The organism is Brevibacterium atlanticum, assembly GCF_011617245.1.
GTDB classification, from domain to species: Bacteria; Actinomycetota; Actinomycetes; order Actinomycetales; family Brevibacteriaceae; genus Brevibacterium; species Brevibacterium atlanticum.
The window spans coordinates 357,662-380,057 of the sequence record NZ_CP050152.1; the positions used below are offsets into that span (position 1 = coordinate 357,662).

General features: G+C 66.9%; 21 protein-coding genes. 8 read left to right on the top strand and 13 right to left on the bottom strand.

Translation table 11 applies throughout. From position 1 onward, the window contains the following. Nucleotide 1: 1 nt before the first annotated feature. From GUY23_RS01600 to GUY23_RS01610, 3 genes are read left to right on the top strand one after another with little or no spacing between them, the layout of a single operon-like run. Nucleotides 2-874, top strand: a complete 873-nt coding sequence (locus tag GUY23_RS01600; RefSeq protein ID WP_166969122.1) for a branched-chain amino acid ABC transporter permease — start codon at nucleotides 2-4, stop codon at nucleotides 872-874. Further along, entirely contained in the window at nucleotides 871-1,938 is a 1,068-nt protein-coding gene (locus GUY23_RS01605; protein WP_166969124.1) for a branched-chain amino acid ABC transporter permease, read from the top strand. The genes GUY23_RS01600 and GUY23_RS01605 overlap by 4 nt, the downstream gene beginning before the upstream one ends. Continuing rightward, complete coding sequence (locus GUY23_RS01610; protein ID WP_166969126.1) at nucleotides 1,938-3,173, top strand: ABC transporter substrate-binding protein; 1,236 nt, start codon at nucleotides 1,938-1,940, stop codon at nucleotides 3,171-3,173. The genes GUY23_RS01605 and GUY23_RS01610 overlap by 1 nt, the downstream gene beginning before the upstream one ends. A 41-nt stretch (nucleotides 3,174-3,214) precedes the next feature. On the opposite strand, the gene GUY23_RS01615 is transcribed toward GUY23_RS01610, so the two are convergent. Genes GUY23_RS01615 through GUY23_RS01655 form a run of 9 tightly spaced genes read right to left on the bottom strand, consistent with a single transcriptional unit; the run spans nucleotide 3,215 to nucleotide 11,971 of the window. After that, nucleotides 3,215-4,354, bottom strand: a complete 1,140-nt coding sequence (locus tag GUY23_RS01615) for a CaiB/BaiF CoA transferase family protein (protein WP_166969128.1) — start codon at nucleotides 4,352-4,354, stop codon at nucleotides 3,215-3,217. After that, nucleotides 4,351-5,109: an enoyl-CoA hydratase/isomerase family protein gene (locus GUY23_RS01620; protein WP_166969130.1), complete on the bottom strand. Its 759-nt coding sequence runs from the start codon at nucleotides 5,107-5,109 to the stop codon at nucleotides 4,351-4,353. The genes GUY23_RS01615 and GUY23_RS01620 overlap by 4 nt, the downstream gene beginning before the upstream one ends. Continuing rightward, nucleotides 5,106-6,233: an acyl-CoA dehydrogenase family protein gene (locus GUY23_RS01625; RefSeq protein ID WP_166969132.1), complete on the bottom strand. Its 1,128-nt coding sequence runs from the start codon at nucleotides 6,231-6,233 to the stop codon at nucleotides 5,106-5,108. The genes GUY23_RS01620 and GUY23_RS01625 overlap by 4 nt, the downstream gene beginning before the upstream one ends. Continuing rightward, nucleotides 6,230-7,408 carry an acyl-CoA dehydrogenase family protein gene (locus tag GUY23_RS01630; RefSeq protein WP_166969134.1) on the bottom strand — a complete coding sequence of 393 codons (1,179 nt, stop codon included), beginning with the start codon at nucleotides 7,406-7,408 and terminating at the stop codon, nucleotides 6,230-6,232. The genes GUY23_RS01625 and GUY23_RS01630 overlap by 4 nt, the downstream gene beginning before the upstream one ends. After that, nucleotides 7,405-8,967 (bottom strand): long-chain-fatty-acid--CoA ligase, encoded by a 1,563-nt coding sequence (locus GUY23_RS01635; protein ID WP_166969136.1) that lies wholly within the window; start codon nucleotides 8,965-8,967, stop codon nucleotides 7,405-7,407. Before GUY23_RS01635 ends, GUY23_RS01630 begins: the two co-directional genes overlap by 4 nt. Next, nucleotides 8,967-10,151 carry an acyl-CoA dehydrogenase family protein gene (locus tag GUY23_RS01640; RefSeq protein WP_208085434.1) on the bottom strand — a complete coding sequence of 395 codons (1,185 nt, stop codon included), beginning with the start codon at nucleotides 10,149-10,151 and terminating at the stop codon, nucleotides 8,967-8,969. Before GUY23_RS01640 ends, GUY23_RS01635 begins: the two co-directional genes overlap by 1 nt. Next, a complete protein-coding gene (locus tag GUY23_RS01645) occupies nucleotides 10,148-10,603 on the bottom strand; it encodes a MaoC/PaaZ C-terminal domain-containing protein (RefSeq protein WP_166969138.1) in 456 nt (151 codons plus the stop codon). Before GUY23_RS01645 ends, GUY23_RS01640 begins: the two co-directional genes overlap by 4 nt. Further along, complete coding sequence (locus tag GUY23_RS01650) at nucleotides 10,600-11,073, bottom strand: FAS1-like dehydratase domain-containing protein (protein ID WP_166969140.1); 474 nt, start codon at nucleotides 11,071-11,073, stop codon at nucleotides 10,600-10,602. The genes GUY23_RS01645 and GUY23_RS01650 overlap by 4 nt, the downstream gene beginning before the upstream one ends. Nucleotides 11,074-11,080: 7 nt before the next feature. After that, a complete protein-coding gene (locus GUY23_RS01655; protein ID WP_166969142.1) occupies nucleotides 11,081-11,971 on the bottom strand; it encodes an SDR family oxidoreductase in 891 nt (296 codons plus the stop codon). Between the two features lie 190 nt (nucleotides 11,972-12,161). On the opposite strand from GUY23_RS01655, the gene GUY23_RS01660 reads away from it, so the two are divergent. From GUY23_RS01660 to GUY23_RS01675, 4 genes are all read left to right on the top strand, one after another. Further along, entirely contained in the window at nucleotides 12,162-13,337 is a 1,176-nt protein-coding gene (locus GUY23_RS01660; RefSeq protein ID WP_166969145.1) for a TetR/AcrR family transcriptional regulator, read from the top strand. A gap of 86 nt (nucleotides 13,338-13,423) precedes the next feature. Next, the gene (locus tag GUY23_RS01665) at nucleotides 13,424-14,869 is read left to right on the top strand and encodes an OB-fold domain-containing protein (RefSeq protein WP_208085435.1); all 1,446 of its coding nucleotides are present in this window, start codon (nucleotides 13,424-13,426) and stop codon (nucleotides 14,867-14,869) included. A gap of 9 nt (nucleotides 14,870-14,878) precedes the next feature. Further along, nucleotides 14,879-16,072, top strand: a complete 1,194-nt coding sequence (locus tag GUY23_RS01670) for an acetyl-CoA acetyltransferase (protein WP_166969147.1) — start codon at nucleotides 14,879-14,881, stop codon at nucleotides 16,070-16,072. Between the two features lie 7 nt (nucleotides 16,073-16,079). Beyond that, nucleotides 16,080-16,859: an enoyl-CoA hydratase/isomerase family protein gene (locus tag GUY23_RS01675; RefSeq protein ID WP_166969149.1), complete on the top strand. Its 780-nt coding sequence runs from the start codon at nucleotides 16,080-16,082 to the stop codon at nucleotides 16,857-16,859. Between the two features lie 55 nt (nucleotides 16,860-16,914). Here GUY23_RS01675 and GUY23_RS01680 read toward each other — a convergent pair whose 3' ends face one another. After that, nucleotides 16,915-18,030 carry an alpha/beta hydrolase gene (locus GUY23_RS01680; RefSeq protein WP_166969151.1) on the bottom strand — a complete coding sequence of 372 codons (1,116 nt, stop codon included), beginning with the start codon at nucleotides 18,028-18,030 and terminating at the stop codon, nucleotides 16,915-16,917. A gap of 38 nt (nucleotides 18,031-18,068) precedes the next feature. Then, a complete protein-coding gene (locus tag GUY23_RS01685) occupies nucleotides 18,069-19,142 on the bottom strand; it encodes an ABC transporter substrate-binding protein (protein WP_166969153.1) in 1,074 nt (357 codons plus the stop codon). 115 nt (nucleotides 19,143-19,257) lie between these two features. Between GUY23_RS01685 and GUY23_RS01690 the strand changes: the two genes are divergently transcribed. Then, nucleotides 19,258-20,130 carry a helix-turn-helix transcriptional regulator gene (locus tag GUY23_RS01690; RefSeq protein ID WP_166969155.1) on the top strand — a complete coding sequence of 291 codons (873 nt, stop codon included), beginning with the start codon at nucleotides 19,258-19,260 and terminating at the stop codon, nucleotides 20,128-20,130. Between the two features lie 91 nt (nucleotides 20,131-20,221). On the opposite strand, the gene GUY23_RS01695 is transcribed toward GUY23_RS01690, so the two are convergent. After that, a complete protein-coding gene (locus GUY23_RS01695) occupies nucleotides 20,222-21,616 on the bottom strand; it encodes a serine hydrolase domain-containing protein (RefSeq protein WP_166969157.1) in 1,395 nt (464 codons plus the stop codon). After that, on the bottom strand, nucleotides 21,613-21,885 hold the full coding sequence (locus GUY23_RS01700; protein WP_166969159.1) for a hypothetical protein: 273 nt from the start codon (nucleotides 21,883-21,885) through the stop codon (nucleotides 21,613-21,615). Before GUY23_RS01700 ends, GUY23_RS01695 begins: the two co-directional genes overlap by 4 nt. Between the last annotated feature and the right edge of the window lie 511 nt (nucleotides 21,886-22,396).

Below are 22,396 nucleotides of genomic sequence, written 5' to 3' on the forward strand. Positions count from 1 at the left end.
CATGACGATACTCATCGACGCCATCACCCAGGGCCTCGTCATCGGCGCGGTCTATGCGCTCATGACGCTCGGCCTGGCCGTGGTCCACAGCGTCACCGGCGTGCTCAACTTCGCTCACGGCCACCTCGTCGTGCTCTCGATGTACTTTGCCTACCTCGCAAAGGAACACCTCGGACTCGACCCCTATGTGTCCACGATCATCGTCATCCCCGTGATGTTCGGCATCGGCGTGATCCTCTACCTGCTCATCTTCCGCCGTCTGGCCGGACGCCCGATCCTCACCGCGATTCAGGCGACCCTGGGCCTGGTGTTCCTCGTCGAGGGTCTCGTGCTCATCACCCTGGGTGCCCAGTTCTACCGCGTGCACACCGGCATCGACGGCAGCTCCTGGTCGATCGGGCCCGTGCACCTGCTCGCCACCGACGGCATCGCCTTCATCGTGGCGCTCCTGGCCAGCGCGATCCTCTTCTTCGTCCTCCAGCGCACTGCCTACGGCCGCAGCATCCGCGCGGTGCTGCAGAACGACCGAGGCGCACAGCTGGTCGGCGTCAACATCGGCCGCACCCGGGTCCTCACCTTCGGACTCGGCGTGGCCCTCGCGGCGGTCGCTGGCATCCTGCTCCTGCCCGGAACCGCCATCCATCCCTCTCAGGGGCTGAGCTTCACCGTCATCGCCGTCCTCGCGTTCTTCGTCGGCGGGCCCGGCAACCTCCTCGGCGCCTTCGCCGGAGCGCTGCTGCTCGGCCTGGCTGAGAGCCTCGGCGCGATTTACCTGCCGGGCTCCTACGGGTTCATGCTCCCCTACATCATCGTCATCGTGGTGATCCTGCTGCGACCCCAAGGGCTCTTCGCCAAGAAGGAGGCGGCACGATGAACCCGAACACCGTCTGGACCGGAATCGGAGTCCTCGCGATCATCATCGTCGGCTGCTCCCCGCTGTGGGCCGGCACGTACTTCACGAGCGTCATCACCATGACGCTGATCTTCATCGCCCTCACCTCGGCATGGAACATCGTCGGCGGGATGGCCGGGCAGTTCTCGCTGGGCAACAGCCTCTTCGTCGGCTGCGGCGGCACGGTCGTCGGGGCGCTGGTGACGCAGAACGGCTGGAACATCTGGGTCGCGCTCATCGTCGGGGCGGTGATGGCCGCGATCCTCGCCTTTATCATCGCCTGCCTGATGTTCCGCTCCTCCTTACCGCACCTGGCATTCGCGATCGTCACCCTCGCCCTCGCCGAGGCGGGGCTGCTGTTCGTCACCTCCACCGATGTGCTCGGGGCCGGGTCGGGCATCGTCCTCAAGGTCAAGGACGGGGCCATGGCCTCCCTGTCGAGTCCCGGACAGAAGCTGTGGCTGGCCCTCATCGTCACGATCATCGTGGTCGTCATCTCCTGGCTGCTCCTCCATTCGAAGCTCGGGTTCCGGATGCGGGCGTCGCGCGACGACGAATCCGCTGCGGCGGCGATCGGCGTCAGCCTGTTCTGGACGAAGACGATCGCGCTCGTCGTCAGCGCCGTGCTCACCTCGGTGATCGCCACGATCTTCGCCAGTTATGTGGTGTTCATCGACCCCGATCAGTTCGCCTCGCCGATTCTGTCGATCACGATCATCCTCTACGCCGTCGTCGGCGGTCTGGGCACCGTCCGCGGTCCCATCCTCGGCGCCGGGCTGCTCTACCCGCTCGGTGAGATACTGCGCGGAGAGTTCGGCGACGTCTCCGGGCTGCACCTGGTGATCTTCGGCCTCGCTATCATCCTCATCGTGCTCTATGCCCCGGGCGGACTGGCCGGACTGCTCTCGACGATCTTCGGCAGACGTCCATCGGCCTTCCCACCGCTGACGGACACCGGACTGACCGGCGGCCGCTTCCGGATCGACCGCGGCAGCGGACCCGAAGGCGCCCCCGCCAGCGATTCGACGACGAAAGGCACATCCTGATGAGAACCCGACTTGTGGCGGCGCTCGTCGCCGTGAGCACCCTGCTCCTGACGAGCGGCTGTGTGGCTGCCGACGACGGTGACGCCACCGTGACCGTCGGCCTCGTCGAATCGCTGAGCGGAGACAACTCCGCCTACGGTGAGGAGTCGCACAAAGGCTTCGAATTCATCATCGACAAGATCAACGAGGAGGGTGGGATCGAGAGCCTCGGCGGGGCGAAGATCAAGACCGAGACCTCGGACACCGCCTCCGACCCGACGACCGCGGCCACCGAGACCCGACGGCTCATCGGGCTCAAGGGCGCTTCGCTCATCGTCGGCACCCTGCTGACGAAGGAGATGTCGGCCGTCGCGCCGGTCGCCGACGAGACGAAGGTGCCCGTGCTGTCCCTCTTCGCCGGAGGCACGGACAGCGAGAACCTCTATACCATGGGACTGCCGTACGGTCGCGGCTATGCGCAGACGATGGTCGACTATGTCGACTATCTCAACAAGCATGAGGGCGCGAACATCAAGACCGCAGCCATGGTCGGCTCCGACTACGAAGCGGGACAGCAGGTCGACATCGAACTGAAGAAGCGGCTGCCGGAGATCGGAGTCGAACCGGTTGCCCGAGTACCGCTGCCGACCGGCGGAACGGACTTCAAGCCGCAGGTCACGAAGCTCAATGGAATCAAACCGGATGTCTCCCTCGGTCTGGTCACGACTCAGGACGGCATCACCCTGCACCAGGCGCGAGCGGCGACCGGGTCTCAGCTGCTCTTCGCCGGCGGCACCGCGGGCTTCTCCGACTATTCGGTGTGGGAGGCGTTGGGGGACAAGACCGCGCAGAAGGTGCTCACGCAGAACATGTTCGCGATGACGAGCTTCAGCCCCGATGCGGACCAAGCCCATCTCGGGCAGTTCCTCAAGGAAGCGAAGGCCGCCGAACTCGGCGTGCCGATCGGGCAGAACTTCGTCATCGGCGCCCAGGCCGCCTGGGTGGTCAAGGACCTGCTGGAGAAGGCCGGGTCAGAGGACCAGGAGAAGATCCTGCAGGCCTTCCCGGAGGTCGACATCCCTGCCGGGTCGGAGCACCTCTATCTGCCGAAGGCCGATGGGATCAAATTCGGCAGGGACCGGTTCCTCACCGATGTCACGGCGATCTTCACCGAATGGCACGAGGAAGGGACTCAGGACGTGGTCTGGCCCGAAGAATTCGCCAGCGCGAAGGTGTCGAAGCTCAACGACGGCTGAGGATCCTCAAGGACGGCTGAGGAAGCTCCAGGACGTCTGTGTCAGAGGTCCCAGTCGCGGATGACGGCCTCGAGGTCCTCGACCTCGGTCGGCATCCGCGGCGGGGCGAGAGGACCGTGGTTCGACAGTCGCGGCGCGGGCCGCGGCTGCACGGTTCCGTCGATGTCGACGTAGACGTCGCGGGCGGCCATCTGCTCGTCGGCCGGCGCTTCGGTCATCGTCCGCACAGGGGCGATGCAGGCATCGGTTCCGGCGAAGACCTCCAACCACTCGGCACGGGTGCGACCGGCGAATGCCTCGGAGAGCACCTCGGCGATCTGCGGCCACTGCGCCGGGTCGAGCCTGACCGTCTCCGGCCACGGTTCGAGGCCGAGGGTGTCGGTGACGATGTCGAAGAAACGACGTTCGATGGCGGCCACGGACAGGTAGAGGCCGTCCCGGCAGGCATAGCAGCGGTAGTAGGGGGCGCTGCCGTCGAGGAAGTTCGCGCCCCGCTCATCCCTGAATCCGCCCGTGCCGATCTTGCCCCAGATGCTCGCCCCCAGGGCGGCGGCACCGTCGACGATGGCCGCATCGACGACTTGCCCGTGCCCGGTGCGTTCACGTTCGTGCAGGGCCAGGAGGATGCCGAGGACGAGGAACATCGACCCGCCGCCGAAGTCTCCGACGAGGTTGAGCGGTGGGACGGGACCCCGCTCGCCGTCATTGCCGATGAGGTGGAGCAGCCCGGTTCGGGCAATGTAGTTGAGGTCGTGGCCGGCCGCGTGTGCTTCGGGACCGTCCTGACCCCATCCGGTCATCCGCCCGTAGATGAGGCGAGGGTTCAGACTCAGCATCTCCTCGGGACCCAGGCCGAGTCGTTCGGTCACGCCGGGCCGGAAGCCCTCGATGAGGACATCCGCGCCTCCGATGAGCGAGCGCACCCGCGCCAGGTCGTCCGCGTCCTTGAGATCGGCGCGGACGACGCGGCGACCGCGGATCGACACGTCCCAGGCCGGCTGGGCAGCGGTCTCACCCGGCTGGGTAGCGGTCGCGGACGTCGCCCGTTCGATGCGGATGATCTGTGCCCCGTGGTCGGCGAGCAGCATCGCCGCGTGGGGGCCCGGCCCGATGCCGGCGAGTTCGACGATGCGCAGGTCGGACAGGGGCAGTTCGGACAGGGGCCGGCGCGGGATGGTCATCGGCGCCCCTGTCCGATGATCGCCTGCGTCTCCTCGGAGCAGGCGACGAGTCCGAAGTGCGAGGACACGAGGTCGAGCGCGGTGGGCAGGTCGGAGTGCAGGGACTCCCGCACGGTGCGTTTGATGAGACGGACCGCCTTCTGCGGGTGGCGGGCGATGCGGTCGACGAGGGCCAGTGCCCGCTCCAGGGCGCGGCCCTCCTCGGTGAGATGGTTGACCATGCCGATCCTCAGGGCCTTTTCGGCATTGATGGGATCCCCGGTGAGCAGCAGCTCCATGGCTGTGGCCGGACCGACGAGGCGGGGCAGGAAGTAGCCGCCGCCGTCGCCGGGGACGAGACCGATCGAGACGTAGCCTTCGGTGAATTCGGCGGTGCGGGCGGCGATGCGCATATCGCACATGAGCGCCATATCGAGTCCCGCGCCGACCGCCTTGCCCTCCATCGCGGCGATGACGGGTTTGTCGATGCGCTCGAGGGTGAGAGCGACGTGGTGGATGCGCTCGGTGAGCATCTCCTTGTACGCCAGCGGGGTCGGGTCGACCTCGGCCAGGGAGCGCAGATCCACACCGGAGCAGAAGGTCCCGCCGTCGCCGGTGAGGACGATCGCGGAGACCTGGTCATCGGCCTGTGCCCGGCGCAGCAGCTCGGGCCAGGCTTCGATCATCTCGAAGGTGAAGGCATTGTGCCGGTGCGGGCGGGAGAGCGTGATGATCGCCGCTGCCCCATCGACTCGGTAGGTGATGTCCGTGCTCATGTCTCGTCCTCTTCCCCTGTGATCGTCGCCCAGGTTCCGCGGTCGTCGATGGTCTCGTTCAATCGGTCCGTCCACCACCGGTCGGATCCGGTGTCGGCGAGCCAGGCGATCATGTTCGTGGTCAGCCGACCGAGCGGATAGTCGGCGGTGATCCCCATCGCCCCGTGCAGCTGGTGGGTGTGGTCCCGGATGACCGAGACCGAGCGGCGGGCATCGATGCGGGCGGCCGCGATGTCGGAGCGGCGTCCGGTCAGTGCCAGTTCGGCGCCGAGGGAGAGCATGAGGTGCTCTCCGATGCAGGCGCTCAGCCGATTCTGCGCGGCTTGGAACTTGCGCAGCTCGCGCCCGAACTGGACGCGGGAGGACAGGTGGGCGGTCGTCAGGGTGGTGGCGCGTTCGGCGGCTGCGCGGATGGCAAGCAGCCGACCGGCGGCGCTGCGGTGACGGAAGTCCTCCACGCTCAGCTGCGTCGCCGCATGGGCACCGGCGGGCACCCGCACCTCATCGAGGTCGATGCGCGACCAGCACATCGACCCCAGACGTCGGGTCCCGGTGACCGTGAGATCACGGCGGGGGATGAAGGCCACGGTGCCGCCGGGGAGGAGGACGAGGAGTCCGCCGACGGCCTCGGCGCCGGAGACTCGGTCGATGCTGCCGGTGAGGCTGAGATCCTCGCCGAGGCGGCTGACCTGCAGATCTGTTCCTGCCGCGGCCGTGAGCAGGCCGGTGTCCACGGCACCGCGGCCGTCCGAGGTCGGGCCGGCATCGGTGCTCAGCCGGGAGAGGTCGAGCTCAGAGGCATGGAGGAGGTGTGCGGCGTTCCACAGATGCTCGACGATGGGCACCTCGGCGTTCGCCGCGGCCAGGGTCGCGATCACCGCGGTTGCGGGGGAACCGGCCCCGAACAGGGCGTCACCGCCGGCTGCAGGTCCGCGGTCGTTCGGCGCCGGTCGGGCACCGCCGGTGGTGGTTTCGTCGTCGAGCAGCTGCGGGTCGAGGAGACCGGCGTCGCGGAGGTCGCGGATGAGAGCCGTCGGGTCGGCATCCTCGGTGTGGGCGGCGAGGATCTGCTCGCACAGTTCCCGCACCTCGTCGAGGAGTTCGCTGGTGTCGGTGGTCGTCATCTCAGCCCCACCCCTTTCGCCACGATTCCGCGGAGGATGTCGTTCGCTCCGCCGCGCAGAGTGAAGCTCGGCGCCCGCAGCGCCGCATCGCCGAGGTGGCGGGACAGGTCGTCCGAGGCATCGGGCGAGGGGAGGTCCCCCGTCGCGGCGAGGGCTCGGGCGACGAATTCCTGTTCGAAGCTGGTGCCGAGGTCCTTGACCACGGCCGCCTCGACCTCGGGAGCCTCCCCTTCGTCGAGGCGGCCGGCGACCGACACCGAGGCCTGCCGCAGCAGACGCAGCCGCGCCGTCGACGCGGCCACGAGGTCTCTGACCTCCCGATCGTCCTCCCCGCTCGGGTCAGCGGGGTTGCCAGACGATCTCGGATCGGCGGTGGCCGCCTCGGCGAGACAGGACAGCAGCGGCATGGGTGAGAGGAACCGTTCGGGGCCGCTGCGTTCGAAGGCGAGCTCACCGGTGATCTGCTCCCAGCCGGAGCCGATGCGACCGAGCACCCGGGTCTCGGGGACGAACACCTCATCGAGGAACACCTCGTTGATGTGGGCGCCGCCGCTCATCTGCCGCAGGGGGCGGATCGTCACGGCCGGATCGGGGAGTTCGACGATGAACTGGCTCAGCCCCGCATGCCGGTGCTCCTCCTGCGGTGAGGTGCGGGCGAGGACGACGATGAGATGGGACCGGTGAGCCCAACTCGTCCACACCTTCTGCCCGGACAGGGACCAGCCGCCGGAGACCCGGCGTGCGCGGGTGCGCACGGAGGCGAGATCGGACCCGGCCTCGGGTTCGCTCAGCCCGATCGCAGCGAAGCAGGTGCCCGCGGCCATGGCGGGCAGGAACCTCCGCCTCTGCGCCTCGGTGCCGTGGTGCAGCAGGGAGGGCCCGACCTGCCGGTCGGCGAACCAGTGCGCGGCCACGGGTGCGCCCGCGGCCAGCAGCTCCTCATTGACGACGAGCCGGTCGAAGGCTGAGAGCTCGTGGCCGCCGTGGGCCTTGGGCCAGGTCATGCCGAGGAAGCCGGCGGACCCGAGGGCGGCGGAGAACTCGGCGTCGAAGGAGCAGCCCCAGCAGTCGACCTCGGGGGTGAAGGGCGTCTCACGGAGGAACCGGCGGATGCGCGAGCGTGTCTGCCGCGCCCCCTCGGGCAGCGGCCGCGAGCGCAGAGTCAGGGAAGTCATGGGGTCCGCACACTGTCAGCGGTGTCCTCGCGCAGGGCTCGTTTGAGCACCTTTCCTGCCGGGGACAGGGGGAGAGCGTCGATGAGCTGGAGGGACTTCGGCAGCTTGTAGCGGGCGATGCGCTCGGCGGCGAACTCCCGCAGCTCCTCGAGCTCGACGTCCTCCCCCGGAACGGCGACGACGACGGCGTGGACGCGCTCGCCCCAGTCGGCGTCGGGGACGCCGATGACGGCGACCCGGGAGACGGCAGGGTGACGGATGAGGATCTTCTCCACCTCGGCGCTGTAGACGTTCTCCCCGCCGGTGATGATCATGTCCTTGATCCGGTCGGCGAGGAACAGGCAGCCGTGTTCGTCGAGGCGGCCGGCGTCCCCGGTGTGCATCCACCCGCCCCGCAGCGCCTCGGCGGTCTCCTCCGGGCGCCGCCAATAGCCGAGCATGACGTGGTCGCCGCGGACGATGATCTCACCCACCTGCCCGAGCGGCACATCCTCATCGGCGGCATCGACGACGCGGACGTCGGCATGGACGCAGGCCCGGCCGACCGATTCGAGGAGGCGGACGTCACCGCGATGATCCGCGGGGGTGAGGATCGTCGAGGACGGGCCGGTCTCGGTCATTCCGTAGCGTTGGCAGATGTGGACCTGCGGGAGTCTGTCACGGAGTCGTTCGAGGAGGAGCGGGGCGATCGCCTCGGCGCCGTATCCGATGATGATGAGCGAACCGAGGTCGCAGTCGTGATCCTCGAGGTGGTCGAGGAGTTTCGCGATCATCGTCGGCACGACGTTGATGCTCGTGATCTGATGCTCGTCGATGAGGTCGGCGAACTCGGAGACCTCGAATCCGGGGGCTTGGACGAGGGTGGAGCCGAGCAGCGCCTGCGCATAGATGTTCGTCAGTGCCGCGAGATGGAACAGCGGGGAGACAGTGAGGTGTCGCTGCGGGGAGTTGTCGATGCCGACTCCCACGTGCACGCCGACTCCTGAGGTGAGCACGTTGCGGGCGCTGAGCATGACGCCCTTCGGTCGGCCCGTGGTGCCGCCGGTGTACATGAGGATCGCGAGCTCATCGGGAGGCAGTTCGACATCGGGGACCGGGTCGAAGTCGCGCACCCAGTCCTCGATGTGTTCGACTCCGGTCTCCGGACGGACCGGAGCGCCGGCCGCGTCCGGGTCGAGGCGGACGACGAGGCGCAGGCTCGGGCAGTCCGTGAGGAGCTCGCGAGCCATGTCGAGGTGCTCGGCGCCGACGAAGAGGACGCCGATCTCGGCCTCGTCGATCTGTGCGGCCATCTCCTCAAGTGACCACCGGAAGTTCACCGGGCACACCACGGCACCGGCCCAGGGGCAGGCGAAGGCATGCTCGATCACCCGGTTCGAATTGTGCGAGAGAATGCCGACCCGGTCGCCGCGGGACACCCCGCGGGCGTGCAGCCCGGCGGCGATGCGGGCCACCCGGTCGACGAACTCCCGCCAGGTGTGGCGGCTCGTCCCATCGATCGTCGCCAGCTCCTCGGGGCGCTGCCGCAGCTGTCGGTGCAGGGTCTGGGTGAAGAACATCAGGCCCTCCTCGGCTCCCGCGGGGTGCGGTCGAGAGTGCGCGCGATGAGCTCCTTCTGCACCTCGTTGGCTCCGCCGTAGATCTTCTGCACCCGGGCATCGGCGAACAGGTGGGCGATCGGGAAGTCGAGCACGTAGCCGTATCCGCCGAAGAGCTGCAGGCATCGATCGGCGATCCGGCACTGGACGTCGGTCAGCCACCATTTGCACATGGCCGCCTCGTCGGCGCCGAAGTCATCACGCATGTGCCGGGTGATGCAGTCGTCGAGGAAGACCCGGCCCACCCGGGCCAGGGTGGCGCATTCGGCGAGTTCGAACCGGGTGTTCTGGAGCTTGATGAGCGGGGCGCCGAAGGCCTGCCGCTCATTGACGTAGTCGGTGGTCACCCGGACCGCCGCCTCGGCGGCGGAGACGGCAGTGATGCCGATGATGAGCCGTTCCTGCCTCAGCTGGCTCATCATCATGAAGAAGCCGGAGTCGAGTTCGCCGAGGAGGTTCTCGGCGGGGACGACGACATCGTCGAAGAACAGCTCAGAGGTGTCGGCGCCCTTCTGCCCGATCTTGTCGAGGACCCGACCGCGCTGGAAGCCTTCGGCCCCGTCGGTCTCGACGACGATGAGGGAGACGCCCTTGGCCCCGGCCTCCGGGTCGGTCTTCGCCGCGACGATGATGATGTCGGCGTTCTGCCCATTCGAGATGAACGTCTTCGAACCGTTGATGATGAAGTTCTCGCCCTCGCGCACCGCGGTCGTCGAGATCGCCTTGAGGTCGGACCCGGCGCCCGGTTCGGTCATGGCGATGGCCCCGACCCTCTCCCCGCAGCCCATCGGGGGAAGCCAGCGACGGCGCTGCTCCTCCGTGCCGTAGTCGAGGATGTAGTGGGCGACGATCCCGCTGTGGACGGTGTGGCTCCACGACCGATCGCCGGAGCGGGCGACCGCCTCGGCGACGGCGGCGAAGTGGAGGAATGATCCGCCCCCGCCGCCGTATTCGGCGGGGATGGAGGGGCAGAGCAGGCCCACCTCGCCGGCTTGCCGCCAGAACTCCCTGTCCACCCGATGCTGTCGGCGCCACTTCTCGAACTGCGGCACGGCCTCCTTCTCGAAGAAGTCCGCGGAGAGGTCGAAGAGTTCGGCGACATCGCCTGTCATCCAACTCGGATGGGTGCGGTCGATCGTGATCATGAGGCCTCCTCGGGGTGGGTCTCGGTCGAGGGCGGACGACAGGCGACGGTGGCCTGGCCGGTGACGGTGACGGTGCCGTCGGCCAGGGTGACGGCGAGGTCGACATCGGCGGTGCCGGCCGCCTCGTCGACGGCGGTGACCGTGCCGGTGCAGGTGGGGACCGCGTGGACAGGGGTGATCGAGGTGAAGCGCACGCTCCAGGTGTGCAGGCGCTCCTGGCCGAAGCATTCGGTGAGGTAGCGGCCCAGATAGCCCATCGAGAGCATGCCCTGAGCGAAGACGTCGTCAAGTCCGGCCGAGCGGGCATTGTCGAGATCGATGTGGATCGGATTGTGGTCGCCCGAGGCTCCGGCGAACAGGGCCAGGGTGGTCCGCGAGATCGCGGGCAGCTCGAGGCTCGGCAGGGTCTGACCGATCTCCAGGGCGCCGAGGCGGCTGTCGGTGATGGTCATCCCACGGCCTCCATCTCACGGACGACGAGGAGGTTGCGCAGCACGGCGACCGGTTCGTCGGCTCGGCTGACCCGGGTGGTGCGTTCGATGAACTTCAGTGCTCCGCCCTTCTTCTCGTAGCAGTCGGAGTATTCGGCGGCGAAATCGAGGGTCTCACCGGCGTAGGCGAGTCGGTGGTAGTCGAAGGACTGCTCCCCGTGGAGGAACCGGCGGGTGTCGAAGCCGTACTCGTGGAGCACGGCGTGGGGCATTGAGCGTTTGAGTTCGAGGGAGAAGAAGAAGGTCGGAGGGATGAGCAGATCGGGGTGGCCTGCGGCCCGTGCCGCTTCGACGTCGGTGTAGACGGGATCGCTCAGCCCGAGCACCGAGACGAAGAACTGCAGCTGACCGCGCTCGGCGCTCACCCGCAGCAGCGGCAGAGTGCGGCCCTTGAGTGTGTGGAAGTCCGGACGGACGGAGGAATCGGTCATCAGCGGCTCACATCGTCGTCGTCGCGTCGGCAGGTCGGTTCGGGGCGAAGGTGAGCTTCTCATCGAGTTCGTCCTCCGTCCAGGCCGCACCCTCTTTGTCGAGCACCTCGGTCTCCGTCCACCCCTGCTGCAGACCGATGTGGCCGCCGCTGACCTTGAACACTTGACCCGAGACGGTGCAGTCCGCCTGAGACAGCCAGGCCACCAGCGGGGTGACGTTCTCCGGTGCCCAGAGGTCGAAGCCCGCCGCCTTCGACTGCGCTTCGAGGCGCTCACCCATCCCCGGCGTCTGCAGGGTCAGGCGAGTCCGGGCGGCCGGGGCGATGCAGTTCACGCGCACCCCGTAGCGTTCGAGCTCACGGGCGGCGACGAGCGTCATGGCCGCGATCCCGGCCTTCGCCGAGGCATAGTTCGTCTGGCCCGGGTTGCCGAAGAGTCCCGAGGCCGATGAGGTGTTGACGACAGCGGCGTTGACGGTCTCACCGGCCTTCGACCGGTTCTTCCAGTATTCGGCGGCATGGCGCAGCGGCACGAAGTGACCCTTGAGGTGGACGTCGATGACGGCATCGAACTCCTCTTCGGACATATTGGCCAGGGTGCGGTCGCGGAGGATGCCGGCATTGTTGATGAGGATGTCGAGGCCGCCGAATTCGGAGACGGCCAGATCGACCATCGCCTTCCCCGAGTCCCAGGACGAGGCGCTGCCGCTGTGGGCGACGGCTCTGCCTCCCGAGGCCGTGATCTCCTCGACGACGGACTGTGCCGGCGAGTCCTTCCCCTCACCCACGTCATTGACGACGACACCGGCTCCGAGTTCGGCGAAACGCAGCGCATGCGCCCGCCCCAGTCCGCGTCCGGCTCCCGTGACGATGGCCGTGCGGCCCGTGAGATCACCCATTGACATTCTCCTTTGAAATCAAAACATCCGTTATCCGGTGCTCTGGACTCAATTGTGGTGTTGACGGTCAATGTCCGGCAGAGCACCGCTGGCTGATGATTTTCAGGCTAGTTACACTTGATTCAGAATGTCAATAGGCGTTAACACGATAAAGTGATGTGACACGGAGCAGGGAGTCGAGGGGGTCAAAGTGGTCGGCGAGGCAGGAAGAGGTCCGTCGAAGGCGGCGGAGAGGCGCGCGGGGATCCTCGAACAGTCGGCCATCCTGTTCCGGCGCCGCGGCTACTCCGAGGTCGGCATCGACGACATCGGGCGGGCCGCGGGGGTCTCGGGGCCGGCGATCTATCGGCACTTCGACGGCAAGCAGGACCTCCTCGATCAAGTCATCGAGTCCTACCTCGACGCCCTCATGCAGCGGTGGGACGAGGCGATCGCCGAGGGCATCGAGGCGCCGATCCTCCAGGGCGTCGTCCGCTCCGCCATCGACCGGCCGAACGAATACTATGCCTACTCCAATCAGCGGCACATGCTCGAAGGCGACTATGCCGAGAAGCTTCTGCGGGCCAGGCGGCCGATCAAGGCGGGCTGGAAGGAGCTGCTGGCCGCGCACGGTCTAGAGCTCGGACGCGATGACGCCCGCTTCCGCTTGGTCGCCATGGAGGGCATCCTCATCCACGCCTCGCTGACAGACAAGGCGAGCCGCTCGGCGCGGTCGGCCATGGCACTGGCAGCGTCGAAGTCGCTGCTCTCCCTGCCCGTGCCCGCCCCCGGCGCGCGCCATGCCGATGTCGGGGCGCGCGTGCTCCACCATCACAATCGACGCGAGGAGGTGTTCGCCGCGGCCATCGGGCTCTTCGCCGATCGGGGGTTCACCGCGGTCACTCTCAAGGACATCGGCGCCGAGGTCGGTGTCAGCGCCTCGGCCATCCATCGGCACTTCGACAGCAAGGACAGCATCCTGTCCACTGCCGTCGAACGCAGCGCCGAACAGATGCGCGCGGCCATCGCCGTGGCCATCGCCCGCTCTTCGACACCGCGGGAGGCCCTGGACGACATCGCACAGCGGGCCGGGGCACTCTTCGCCGAAAGCTGGGAGCTGTTCGGTCTCAATCTCTACCTGGCTACGTCCCTGCCGCGGGAGGAGGCCGTGGCCGCGCGGCAGAGTCGGCGAACGAACCTCGACGAGATGGCCCATCTGCTCGTCGACGCCGTCGAGGGTCTCAGCCTCTCCTCGGCCCGAGTGCGTGTCGGGGCGATGCTCTCGGTGCTCAACAACGTCGTCCGCAACCGGCGGCTGGTCGCCATCGACAATCTCGCGCAGATGTTAACTGTCATTTCCAAATACGTTCTCTTCGGGGACGATTGAAGTGAGATGAATGCTGTCGACTCTTGCCATAGAGTTAACGATCATATATTTTTGAAATCGTTGAACTCGGATGAAGGAGTCTGCAGTTGCCCAGCGGAATCACTGCCTTCGGAACTCACATCCCCTATTGGCGCCTGACGGGTGAGACCGTCAGCGACGCCCTGGGAGCGGGACCGAAGAAGAACGCGCGGTGCGTTGCCGGCTTTGACGAAGACACGACGACGATGGCCCTCGAAGCCGCTCGCGCGGCCCTGGCTGAAACGGATCGGTCGCGGATCGCCTCGCTCACTCTCGCCACTGGCTCCCCGACTTACGGGGCGAAGACGAACGCCACTGCCGTCCATGCCGCTCTCGGACTGCCGGCGACGACCTCGGCGATGGACGTCGGAGGGGCAGAGCGCAGCGGTCTGGCCGCACTGATCAATGCCATGCGCCTGCCCGGGGACAACCTCGTCGTGCTCTCCGACGTCGGCGTCGGTCCGGCCGGTTCATCCGACGAGGTGGGCCTCGGCGACGGTGCCGCGGCCTTCGTCGTCGGCACTGAGGACGGCGGGGCCCCTGCCGTCGAACTCCTGGCCCGGGCGAGCGTGACCGAGGAGTTCCTCGACCGCTGGAAGGCCCCGGGTGAGGCCTTCGCCAGCACCTGGGAGGAACGCTTCGGCCAGGACATCTACCACCGTCTCGGTGTCGAATCGGCCGCGGCGGCACTGGCCCAGGCCGGGCTCGAAGCCGGGCAGATCAGCGCTCATGTGTGCACCGGGCTCTCGGCGCGAGCCGTTCGCTCGGTCGTCAGAGCCGTCGGCGCGGCCGGAGTGGCGGCCGAGGACCTCACCTCGAGGATCGGCCGCCTCGGCGTCGCCCATGCCGGGGTCGCGCTCATCGACGCGATCGAGAGTGCGCAGGGCGGGGATGTCATTGCGCTGACTCTGCTCGCCGATGGTGCGGAGACGCTCATTCTCAGGGTCACAGACACCGGGGGCGCCGGTCAGGCCGTGAACGTGCGTGCACAGGTGGCCGCCGGCAACGACGGGCTGCGCTATACCGACTTCCTCAATTGGAAGGGACTGTTGGAGAAGCTCGGGCCCAGGCGACCGGCACCCTCCCGGGCGACGGCACCTCCTTCCCACCGGGAGCTGAGCTGGAAGTTCGGGTTCCGGGCGGATGTCTGCACCTCCTGCGGGACGAGGAACCTGCCGCCGCAGCGGGTATGTCTGCGCTGCGGTGCCGTCGATGCGATGGAGCAGGTGGCCATGGCCGACGTGCCCGGCACGATCGCGACGTTCACCATCGACCATCTCGCCTTCAGCCCCGCCCCTCCGGTCATCGGCGTGGTCATCGACTTCGACGGCGGAGGTCGGTTCCAATGTCAGCTCACCGACGCCGACCCGGACCAGGTGGCCATCGGTCAGCGCGTGATCATGACATTCCGGGTGATGAGCGAGGCGGCAGGCATCAGCAACTATTTCTGGAAGGCCCGCCCTCTGCTCGGGGCGGATGAGACTCCCGCGCCCATCGGCCGGGACGGGAAGTGAGGGTCGACGATGTCGTCGCATGGAATCAAGGATCAGGTCGCCATCGTCGGGATGGGCTGCACGGACTTCGGCGAACGGTGGGACCGGTCGACTGCGGATCTCGCCGTCGACGCCGTCGAGGCGGCGTTCGCCTCGGCGGGGGTGACGAAGGACGACGTGGACGCCTACTGGTTGGGGACGCTGACCTCGGGGTTCTCCGGGATGACGCTCTCGGCTGCGCTCAAGCTCGACTACAAGCCGGTGACCCGGGTGGAGAACTTCTGCGCCTCCGGGTCCGAGGCCTTCCGCAACGCCTGCTATGCGGTGGCGTCGGGCGCCTACGATGTGGCGATGGCCGTCGGGGTTGAGAAGCTCAAGGATTCCGGCTATTCGGGTCTGCACCGGGAGGAGCCGCCGAATGCCGGCACGCTGGGGACCCTGACTGCGCCGGCGAGGTTCTCGATGCTCGCGCCGGCCTATGCGAACAAGTACGGGGTCTCGCGCGATGACTTCAAGTCCGCGATGACCCGCACGGCGTGGAAGAACCACTACAACGGGGCGAGGAATCCGCGCGCCCAGTTCCGCGCCGAGGTTCCGGAGGAGAAGATCCGCAACAGTCCTCGCGTGGCTGGTGAGCTGGGGGTCTTCGACTGCGCCGGCGTCAGCGACGGCGGTGCGGCTGCGATCATCGTCCGCGCCGAGGACGCCTATGAGTATTCGGACAATCCGCTCTTCGTCAAGGCGCTCGCCTTCGCAGCGGGGCCGGGGACTGGGACGACGGATCCGGAGTTCGACTACACCTCGTTCGAAGAGGTCGTGCAGTCGGCGACCGATGCCTATGCCCAGGCCGGGATCGAGGAACCGCTCGAGGACCTCATGATGTGCGAGGTTCACGACTGCTTCACCCCGACCGAGCTGCTGCTCATGGAGGACCTCGGGTTCTCGAAGCGGGGGCAGGCCTGGTCGGACGCACTGGAGGACAAGTACGCCCTCGACGGCGAACTGCCGATCAACCCGGACGGCGGGCTCAAGAGCTTCGGGCATCCGATCGGCGCCTCGGGGCTGCGGATGCTGTTCGAGTGCTGGCTGCAGCTGCGCGGGGAAGCGCCCGAGGAACGGCGGATCGCTCAGCGGGGAAAGAAGTACGGGCTGACGCAGAACCTCGGCGGAGGGCCGGGGGAATGCGTCTCCTTCGTCGCGATCGTCGGAGCCGAGAAGGGATGAGGTCGGCATGAGTGAGTCCGCTTCGACCGATGACCGGGTTCTCCTCGAACAGAGGGGGCCGGTTGCTCTTATCACGCTCAACGATCCGAGCACCCTCAATGCGATGAACACGGAGATGTTCATGGCGCTGAGAGGTCGTCTCGAGGAGGTCGGTGAGGACGACTCGTGTTCGGTCGTCGTTCTCACCGGTGCCGGGCGAAGCTTCTGCAGCGGAAAGGACATGCGCGTCGCGGTGGATCCGCATCAGACCCCGACCGAGCGGCTGGGGGAGATGCGCAGGACGTGGAAGACGGTCACGCGCATGCGTGAGATCCAGCAGCCGATCATCGCTGCCGTACGCGGTCATGCGGTGGGCGTCGGCTTCGCCTTCGCCGCTGCCGCTGACCTGCGGGTGGTGGCACCCGATGCGAAGTTCAATCCTGTCTTCGCTCGGATCGGGATGACTCCCGGGGACATGGGGCTGTCGTGGTTCCTGCCGAAGATCATCGGAATCGGTCGGGCGGCCGAGGCGTTCAACCTTGCGAAGGTCATCGACGCCGACACTGCTGAGCGGTGGGGGCTGGCGAACGAGATTGCCGAGGATCCCGTGGAGCGAGCGCTCGAGCTCGCCGACCAGATGTCTGAGCTCTCGCCCGAATCGCTGCGGCAGACAAAGGAGCTGCTCAATGCGAGCTTCGGCGGCGGCAGCCTCGAGCAGCACATGGAGATCGAGATCCGGTCGCAGGCGATGATCTCCTTCAGTCGTGATCATCGGCAGGCGCTCGATCGATTCTCCTCGCGCGGGTGACCGGCAGGGAGTGGGCGATGAACGCTGGTCGGCGGAACTGATGGTAGTCGAGCGTTCACCCGGTTGATCGCTTCAGCTCGTCCAGCGCATCGAAGAGCGCATGCCGGTACCACGCGTAATCATGGCCTCCCGGATAGAGACTGAGTTCAACCTCGGCGCCGGAGGACTCTGCCGCCTCGGCGAACATCCGTGACTGCTTGATCATCCCGCCTTCCTCGCGGCCCACGTGCAGGAGGAACCTCGAGCCGCTCAGCATGGTGGACGGAGCCGTGCGCAGCCATGAGGTGAGATCTCCCGGTCCGGCGTCGTCGCGGGCATCGTGACTGTCGCGGTACCAGAACGACCCTGATCCGATGATCGCGCTGCTGAAGAGATCAGGCTGATCGCACGCGAGCCCGGCCGCTGCAAGGCCGCCGTAGCTGTGCCCGACGACCGTCACCTCCGAACCCGGCCCGACGCCGAGGTGGCCGCCCACGGTGGGCAGGACATCCTCGGTGATCGATGCGGACATGAAGCGACGATCGGCGAGGTTCTCGCGGTCAGGCGTCGAGACGAGGGCGAACGCCGTGGTTGGCCGCTTCCACCGTCGGACCGCGGAGGGAAGCTCGAGGCTGTCGACCCAGACGTCGCCGTCGAGCACGACGACGAGGTCGGTGATGCGGTCGGTGATGCGCTCGGGGGAGGCGTGGACGAGGGTCACGCTTCGGCCGCTGGTCGTGCGGAGTCTGCTCACGGTGACCGGGGACGACTGCCCACGCTGATTCCATGCGGGATGACCGTCGGCGGCATCGGGACCTGTGAGCACCGACGAGGTGACCTCGGAACCGAAAGGGTTGACGATGCGGTCGAGCACATCCGGGTCGGGGCGACCGGTGGCGCAGAGCGCGCGGAGGTCGTCGAGCGTTGGTGCGGGGGTGTGTGCCGCTCGGTCGGGGAGAGGGCGGCGGAGAAAGCGGTAGGTGATCTCGAGATCCGAGGGGAGCTCGACCGTGAGCGATCGCGGGGAGATCGCCTCGCCTGCCGGGCGCAGGACGAGGTGATCGAGGTCGGGCCACGAGGGGTGGAGGAGGAAATCGATGTCGAGGATCACCGCGGTGAGGGGATCGGGTTCATCGACGGTGAAGGTCACCGACATCGTCGACGAGCCCGGTGAATGCACGATCGTGTGCATTCACCGGCTCCGATGCCGACGGTGCGGAAGCGCCGAGGTCACGAGGCCTTCGGGGCCGTCTCCTCGAGGAGGGGCAGGACCGCGTCCAGGTCATCGAGGGAGCTGAGCACTCCCGGCTGCGGGATCGAGGAGTCGTGGCCCTTGGGCAGCGGGATGTAGGTGCCGTTCTTCACCGCCGGCAGTGATTGGAAGAGCGAGGATTTCTCGAACTTCTCGCGTTGGCCGTCTTCGAGGAGGGAGTGGTATCCGATGACGACGATATCGGCGTCGAGCAGGGAGGTCTGCTCCTCGCTGACGACGTCCTTCGGATACTCCTTGCCGAACTTCCCGTGCTCGGGGCCGGGCTGGAACCCGAGCTGGGTGAAGAACCACGAGGCCTCGGTGTCAGGAACCGACATGTAGGTCACCTGGGTGGGGTAGACGACCGCGTAGTTGAGGGTGAGGTCGGCGAATTCGGGATTGCCCTTCCGCGCCTTGGTGAAGGCATCCTCGACGGCGGCGATGTTGTCCTTGCCCTGCTGCTCGCGGTCGAGAGCCTGGGCGACGACCTCGTGGCGATTCTCCCATGTCGAGTCTGTTCCTTTGGGGAGGGCGACGACGGGAGCGATCTCGGTGAGTGTGTCATAGCTCTTCTCGAGGTCCCAGTAGCTCGCGGCGAGGATGACATCGGGGTCGAGCGCGGCGATTGCTTCGAAGTCGAGGTCGGCGTAGGGGTCGAAGAGCTTGTCGATCTTCTTGACGGGGCTCGTCGACTTCGCCTCCTCGAGGGCCTCCTGCTCGTAGTCATAGAGTTCATCGGCGTCGCCGGCGGGTTTGAACGACCCGACGGGGATGACGCCGAGCGAGAGCGCATCATCGAGGTCGCCGATGGCCACGACGCATTCCGGTGCTTTCTCGAGTGTGGTCGAGCCGTAGGGGGTCTCGAGCGTCAGTGGGTATTCGGTCGTCCCGGCGGACTGCGTCGACGCGGATTCCGCTGTCTCCGAGGAGCCGCCGCAGCCGGCGAGTGCGAAGAGGAGGACGAGGGAGGCAACGGCGGCCGCGGGCTTGGTGCGGAGCGGTCGGAGGAGGGAAACAGGGCGCATGGGATCTCTCAGGGTCAGAAATGGCATCAGACGAAGTCGCATTCAGCGAAGCGTAATTTAGCCTATCCTTAGGAACCGGCAGTGAATTGCTGAGAACGGACAGGATTGCGTAAAGCGGACAACGGCGATGAAAGGAGCCACGATGCTCGATGAATCCTCGTGGTCATTCGACCGCCTCGTCGAGGATCGTGATTTCCAATTCGTCTCCCGGCACTACCGCACCGGCACTCGAGAGGGGCTGCGGCTCGTCAGGTACACCGTTCACCGCGAGGGGAGCTTCGGGGTTCATGTCGAGCCGGACATTCATCAGCTCACCTGGCTCGACGGAGCGCTGCTGGGGGTCTTCGCCGATCAGGAGTTCTCCGTGATTCCTCCGACCCAGGCGATGTGGATCCCCGCGGGGACAGTGCATGACATCGCCGCACTGGGGCCGGGGACCATGTACTGCGCCTATCTGCGGGTGGGGATCGACCGGGCGGATTTCGCTGCTCCTCGCAGAGTCGACGTGGACGATCTTGTCCGGGGGCTGCTCAAGCACCTGGTCGAGGACAACGGAGTCGAGGCCGGACTGCGCGCCAGGGCGGTCCTGCTCGATGCTCTCGGAAACGCCGAGGCTGCCGTGCCGTCCCTGCGCTACCCCACCCATCCCGTGGCTCGCGCCGTGGCCGACCGTGTGGCCTCCGAGCCGGGGCGGCGAGAGTCTCTATCGGAGTGGGCGAGGGCGCGTGGGGTGTCTGGACGGACGCTCCGCCGGATCTTCCTGGCCGAGACCGGGCTGACCTTCCAGCAGTGGACGGCGGTTGCGCGACTGACCGCGGCACTCGAACTGTTGGATTCCGGAATGGCCCTAGACGAAGTGGCCCGATCGGTCGGATTCGCTGGCGCGTCGAGTTTCGTCCCGGCTTTCAAGAAGCACTTCGGGATGACGCCGGGGGCGTATCGAGGGCGGAGGCGCGGGCTGAGCGAGGCGTCGGAACCGGGAGCGGATGCCGCAGGGCTGGCCCCACCTCGGTGACGCGACCGTCCCGGATGAGGGCATCGCCGATCTCAGCGATCCCACTGGCCGGATCACCGTCCACCTGTGAAGAAGAGCGTCGGTCTGATGCTCAGCTCTTCGAAGCGGGGGCGTCAGCCGGTTTCTCATCCGTGTCCGTCGAGTCCGGTCCGGCCTCGGCACGCGGCAGGCAGCGGATGCCCACATACGCGACCTCCCGACCGTCCACCTCGGCGAATGCCAGCGGCATCCAGGCGCTGCGGGCATCGGGGCGGCCGAGGACGAAGGTGTCGGACTCGGACGGAAGCAGATCCATCGTCTGCACCGGCGCCTCGTCGCCCTCACCGAGGGAGGTGCTGATGTGCGCTCGATAGGTGCCGTCATCGGTCCGTTCCACCGTGAGTGCAGTGCTCGCATCGGCATAATCGCCGAGGCGGCTCTCGGGAATTGTGACCGCGGGACGGTCCGATCGGGGCCGGGTCGCCGGAGGGGCGTCGATTCCGGCGAAGGTGCGAGCGAAGGCACCGTAGATCTCGGCGGCGGCATGCGAGGCGATGCCGCCGTTGCAGAAGACGACGAAGGTCAGACCGGACGCCGGCAGGACCTGGAACCATGCGTTGTTGCCGATGGTGGTGCCCCCGTGCCACTGCAGCTTCTGGCCCTCCCACTCGTCGAGCATCCAGCCCAGCCCCCATTGAGGTGCGGTGGATGTCGCCTCATCAATGAGGGTGTGCCGTGGTTCGGACATGAGACGCAGGGATTCTTCGCTGAGGATCGGCACGCCTGTGCTGGTTCGTCCTGAGCGCAGGACGGCGGCACCGAAGCCGAGCAGATCGTCCGCGCTGCAGGTCACCAGTCCCGCAGGTCCCATGGAGCGAGTGATCTGGGAGACCGGTGCAGGCATCCAGGTGTCGGTGCCGGGAATCGCGACGTGACCGTGCTGGTGTCGATGGGACAGGATGTCTTCGGCCAGGGTGAACATGTGCTCGTTGCCCAGGCGTAGGCAGATGCGGGAATGCAGGGCCTGATCCCAGGTCACCCCGTCGAGGACCTCGATGATGCGGCCGGCGATGACGAGGCCGGAGTTGCAGTAGGAGAACCCGGTGCCCGGGCTGAACAGGGATTTCGCCTCTGACAAAGTGGCAACATACTTCTTGACGGTGAGCTCGGCGGGGTCGAGTTCGGCGAAGCTGAGGTCGGGAAGGATCTCCGAGACCGGGGTGGTCAGGTCCAGCTTCCCTTCGTCGACGAGCTGCATGATCATCGTCGCGGTGAGGAGTTTGGTGATCGAACCGATCTGGCACAGTGTGGTCCGATCGGTGGCGACCCCGGTGCGGAGGTTCGAGATCCCGGTGGCTGCGACGAACCGCTGCTCTGCATCGGAGACGGGATCGACGTGCACGACACCGGCGACGATGCCGGGCACTTCGTGCCGGCGGGCGATATCGGCGAGGAGACCTTCCCAGCGTGTGGGGTCGAAGAGCTGTGGATCGATTCGGGCCGTCATGTGGTGCTCCTTTGCGTTGCGGTCAGTGTGCTGCCGGGGTCTTGTTCGACGAGGGTGATGGGCGGGCCGCCATCGACGGTCGATGATCGTTCGGCGTGACTGTAGGGGCATCCGCCGGTGATGAAATCGTCCTGAAACTGTTCAAGGGTGGGGGACGCGAGTTCCTCGGTGAGCATCAGTACGGTTGCGATGTTGAGCTCCGCGGATGGCAGCTCATTGGCGCGGGCATTCGGAGTGTCGACGATGGTGATTTCGACCTCCTTGGGCACGCCGGGCGTCTCTCCGGTCGGTGCGCCCTCAGGTCTCAACTGTAATCGTCTCTACGCTCGGCAGTGTGGAGATTTCCCGGCATCGCCCGCTTGTGCGAGTACACGGCGGTGTCGTCGCGGAGGGCACAGACATCGGCGAGGCGGCCCGTCCGGTTGGGTTCGCAAGCGCATCGATTCTCATTCAGGCTCTCAAGTAGCACTTCGGAAGGACGACAGCGAGTATCGGGGCGCAGGTAGATCGGCCGAGACCGTGAGAGCATCCCAGCAAACTTGAGCATGGACTGCGACCGACTTCATTGCTGAGGCCGGAATTCTGATCGAGTATCTGCCTGCCCGTGAGTGGCTGTGCTATGAGAACCTCATCGGCCATTGTGAGGACCTGATCATGTTGCGCCTGGGCAAGAGGCTGCGTACTCCAAACGCCTCGAAGAGATAGGCAGGTGTTTAGGATGGGGCCGAACTATCAGTCCGTGTCAGGACCGAGACATATGCTCATCAGGTACAGGAAGCT

What these genes read in the sequence shown, in the direction of transcription:
- GUY23_RS01600 (WP_166969122.1), top strand. Translation starts at nt 2, where the DNA reads ATGACGATACTCATCGACGCCATCACCCAGGGCCTCGTCATCGGCGCG.
- GUY23_RS01605 (WP_166969124.1), top strand. Translation starts at nt 871, where the DNA reads ATGAACCCGAACACCGTCTGGACCGGAATCGGAGTCCTCGCGATCATC.
- GUY23_RS01610 (WP_166969126.1), top strand. Translation starts at nt 1,938, where the DNA reads ATGAGAACCCGACTTGTGGCGGCGCTCGTCGCCGTGAGCACCCTGCTC.
- GUY23_RS01615 (WP_166969128.1), bottom strand. Translation starts at nt 4,354, where the DNA reads ATGACCATCCCGCGCCGGCCCCTGTCCGAACTGCCCCTGTCCGACCTG.
- GUY23_RS01620 (WP_166969130.1), bottom strand. Translation starts at nt 5,109, where the DNA reads ATGAGCACGGACATCACCTACCGAGTCGATGGGGCAGCGGCGATCATC.
- GUY23_RS01625 (WP_166969132.1), bottom strand. Translation starts at nt 6,233, where the DNA reads ATGACGACCACCGACACCAGCGAACTCCTCGACGAGGTGCGGGAACTG.
- GUY23_RS01630 (WP_166969134.1), bottom strand. Translation starts at nt 7,408, where the DNA reads ATGACTTCCCTGACTCTGCGCTCGCGGCCGCTGCCCGAGGGGGCGCGG.
- GUY23_RS01635 (WP_166969136.1), bottom strand. Translation starts at nt 8,967, where the DNA reads ATGTTCTTCACCCAGACCCTGCACCGACAGCTGCGGCAGCGCCCCGAG.
- GUY23_RS01640 (WP_208085434.1), bottom strand. Translation starts at nt 10,151, where the DNA reads ATGATCACGATCGACCGCACCCATCCGAGTTGGATGACAGGCGATGTC.
- GUY23_RS01645 (WP_166969138.1), bottom strand. Translation starts at nt 10,603, where the DNA reads ATGACCATCACCGACAGCCGCCTCGGCGCCCTGGAGATCGGTCAGACC.
- GUY23_RS01650 (WP_166969140.1), bottom strand. Translation starts at nt 11,073, where the DNA reads ATGACCGATTCCTCCGTCCGTCCGGACTTCCACACACTCAAGGGCCGC.
- GUY23_RS01655 (WP_166969142.1), bottom strand. Translation starts at nt 11,971, where the DNA reads ATGGGTGATCTCACGGGCCGCACGGCCATCGTCACGGGAGCCGGACGC.
- GUY23_RS01670 (WP_166969147.1), top strand. Translation starts at nt 14,879, where the DNA reads ATGTCGTCGCATGGAATCAAGGATCAGGTCGCCATCGTCGGGATGGGC.
- GUY23_RS01675 (WP_166969149.1), top strand. Translation starts at nt 16,080, where the DNA reads ATGAGTGAGTCCGCTTCGACCGATGACCGGGTTCTCCTCGAACAGAGG.
- GUY23_RS01680 (WP_166969151.1), bottom strand. Translation starts at nt 18,030, where the DNA reads ATGCACACGATCGTGCATTCACCGGGCTCGTCGACGATGTCGGTGACC.
- GUY23_RS01685 (WP_166969153.1), bottom strand. Translation starts at nt 19,142, where the DNA reads ATGCCATTTCTGACCCTGAGAGATCCCATGCGCCCTGTTTCCCTCCTC.
- GUY23_RS01690 (WP_166969155.1), top strand. Translation starts at nt 19,258, where the DNA reads ATGCTCGATGAATCCTCGTGGTCATTCGACCGCCTCGTCGAGGATCGT.
- GUY23_RS01695 (WP_166969157.1), bottom strand. Translation starts at nt 21,616, where the DNA reads ATGACGGCCCGAATCGATCCACAGCTCTTCGACCCCACACGCTGGGAA.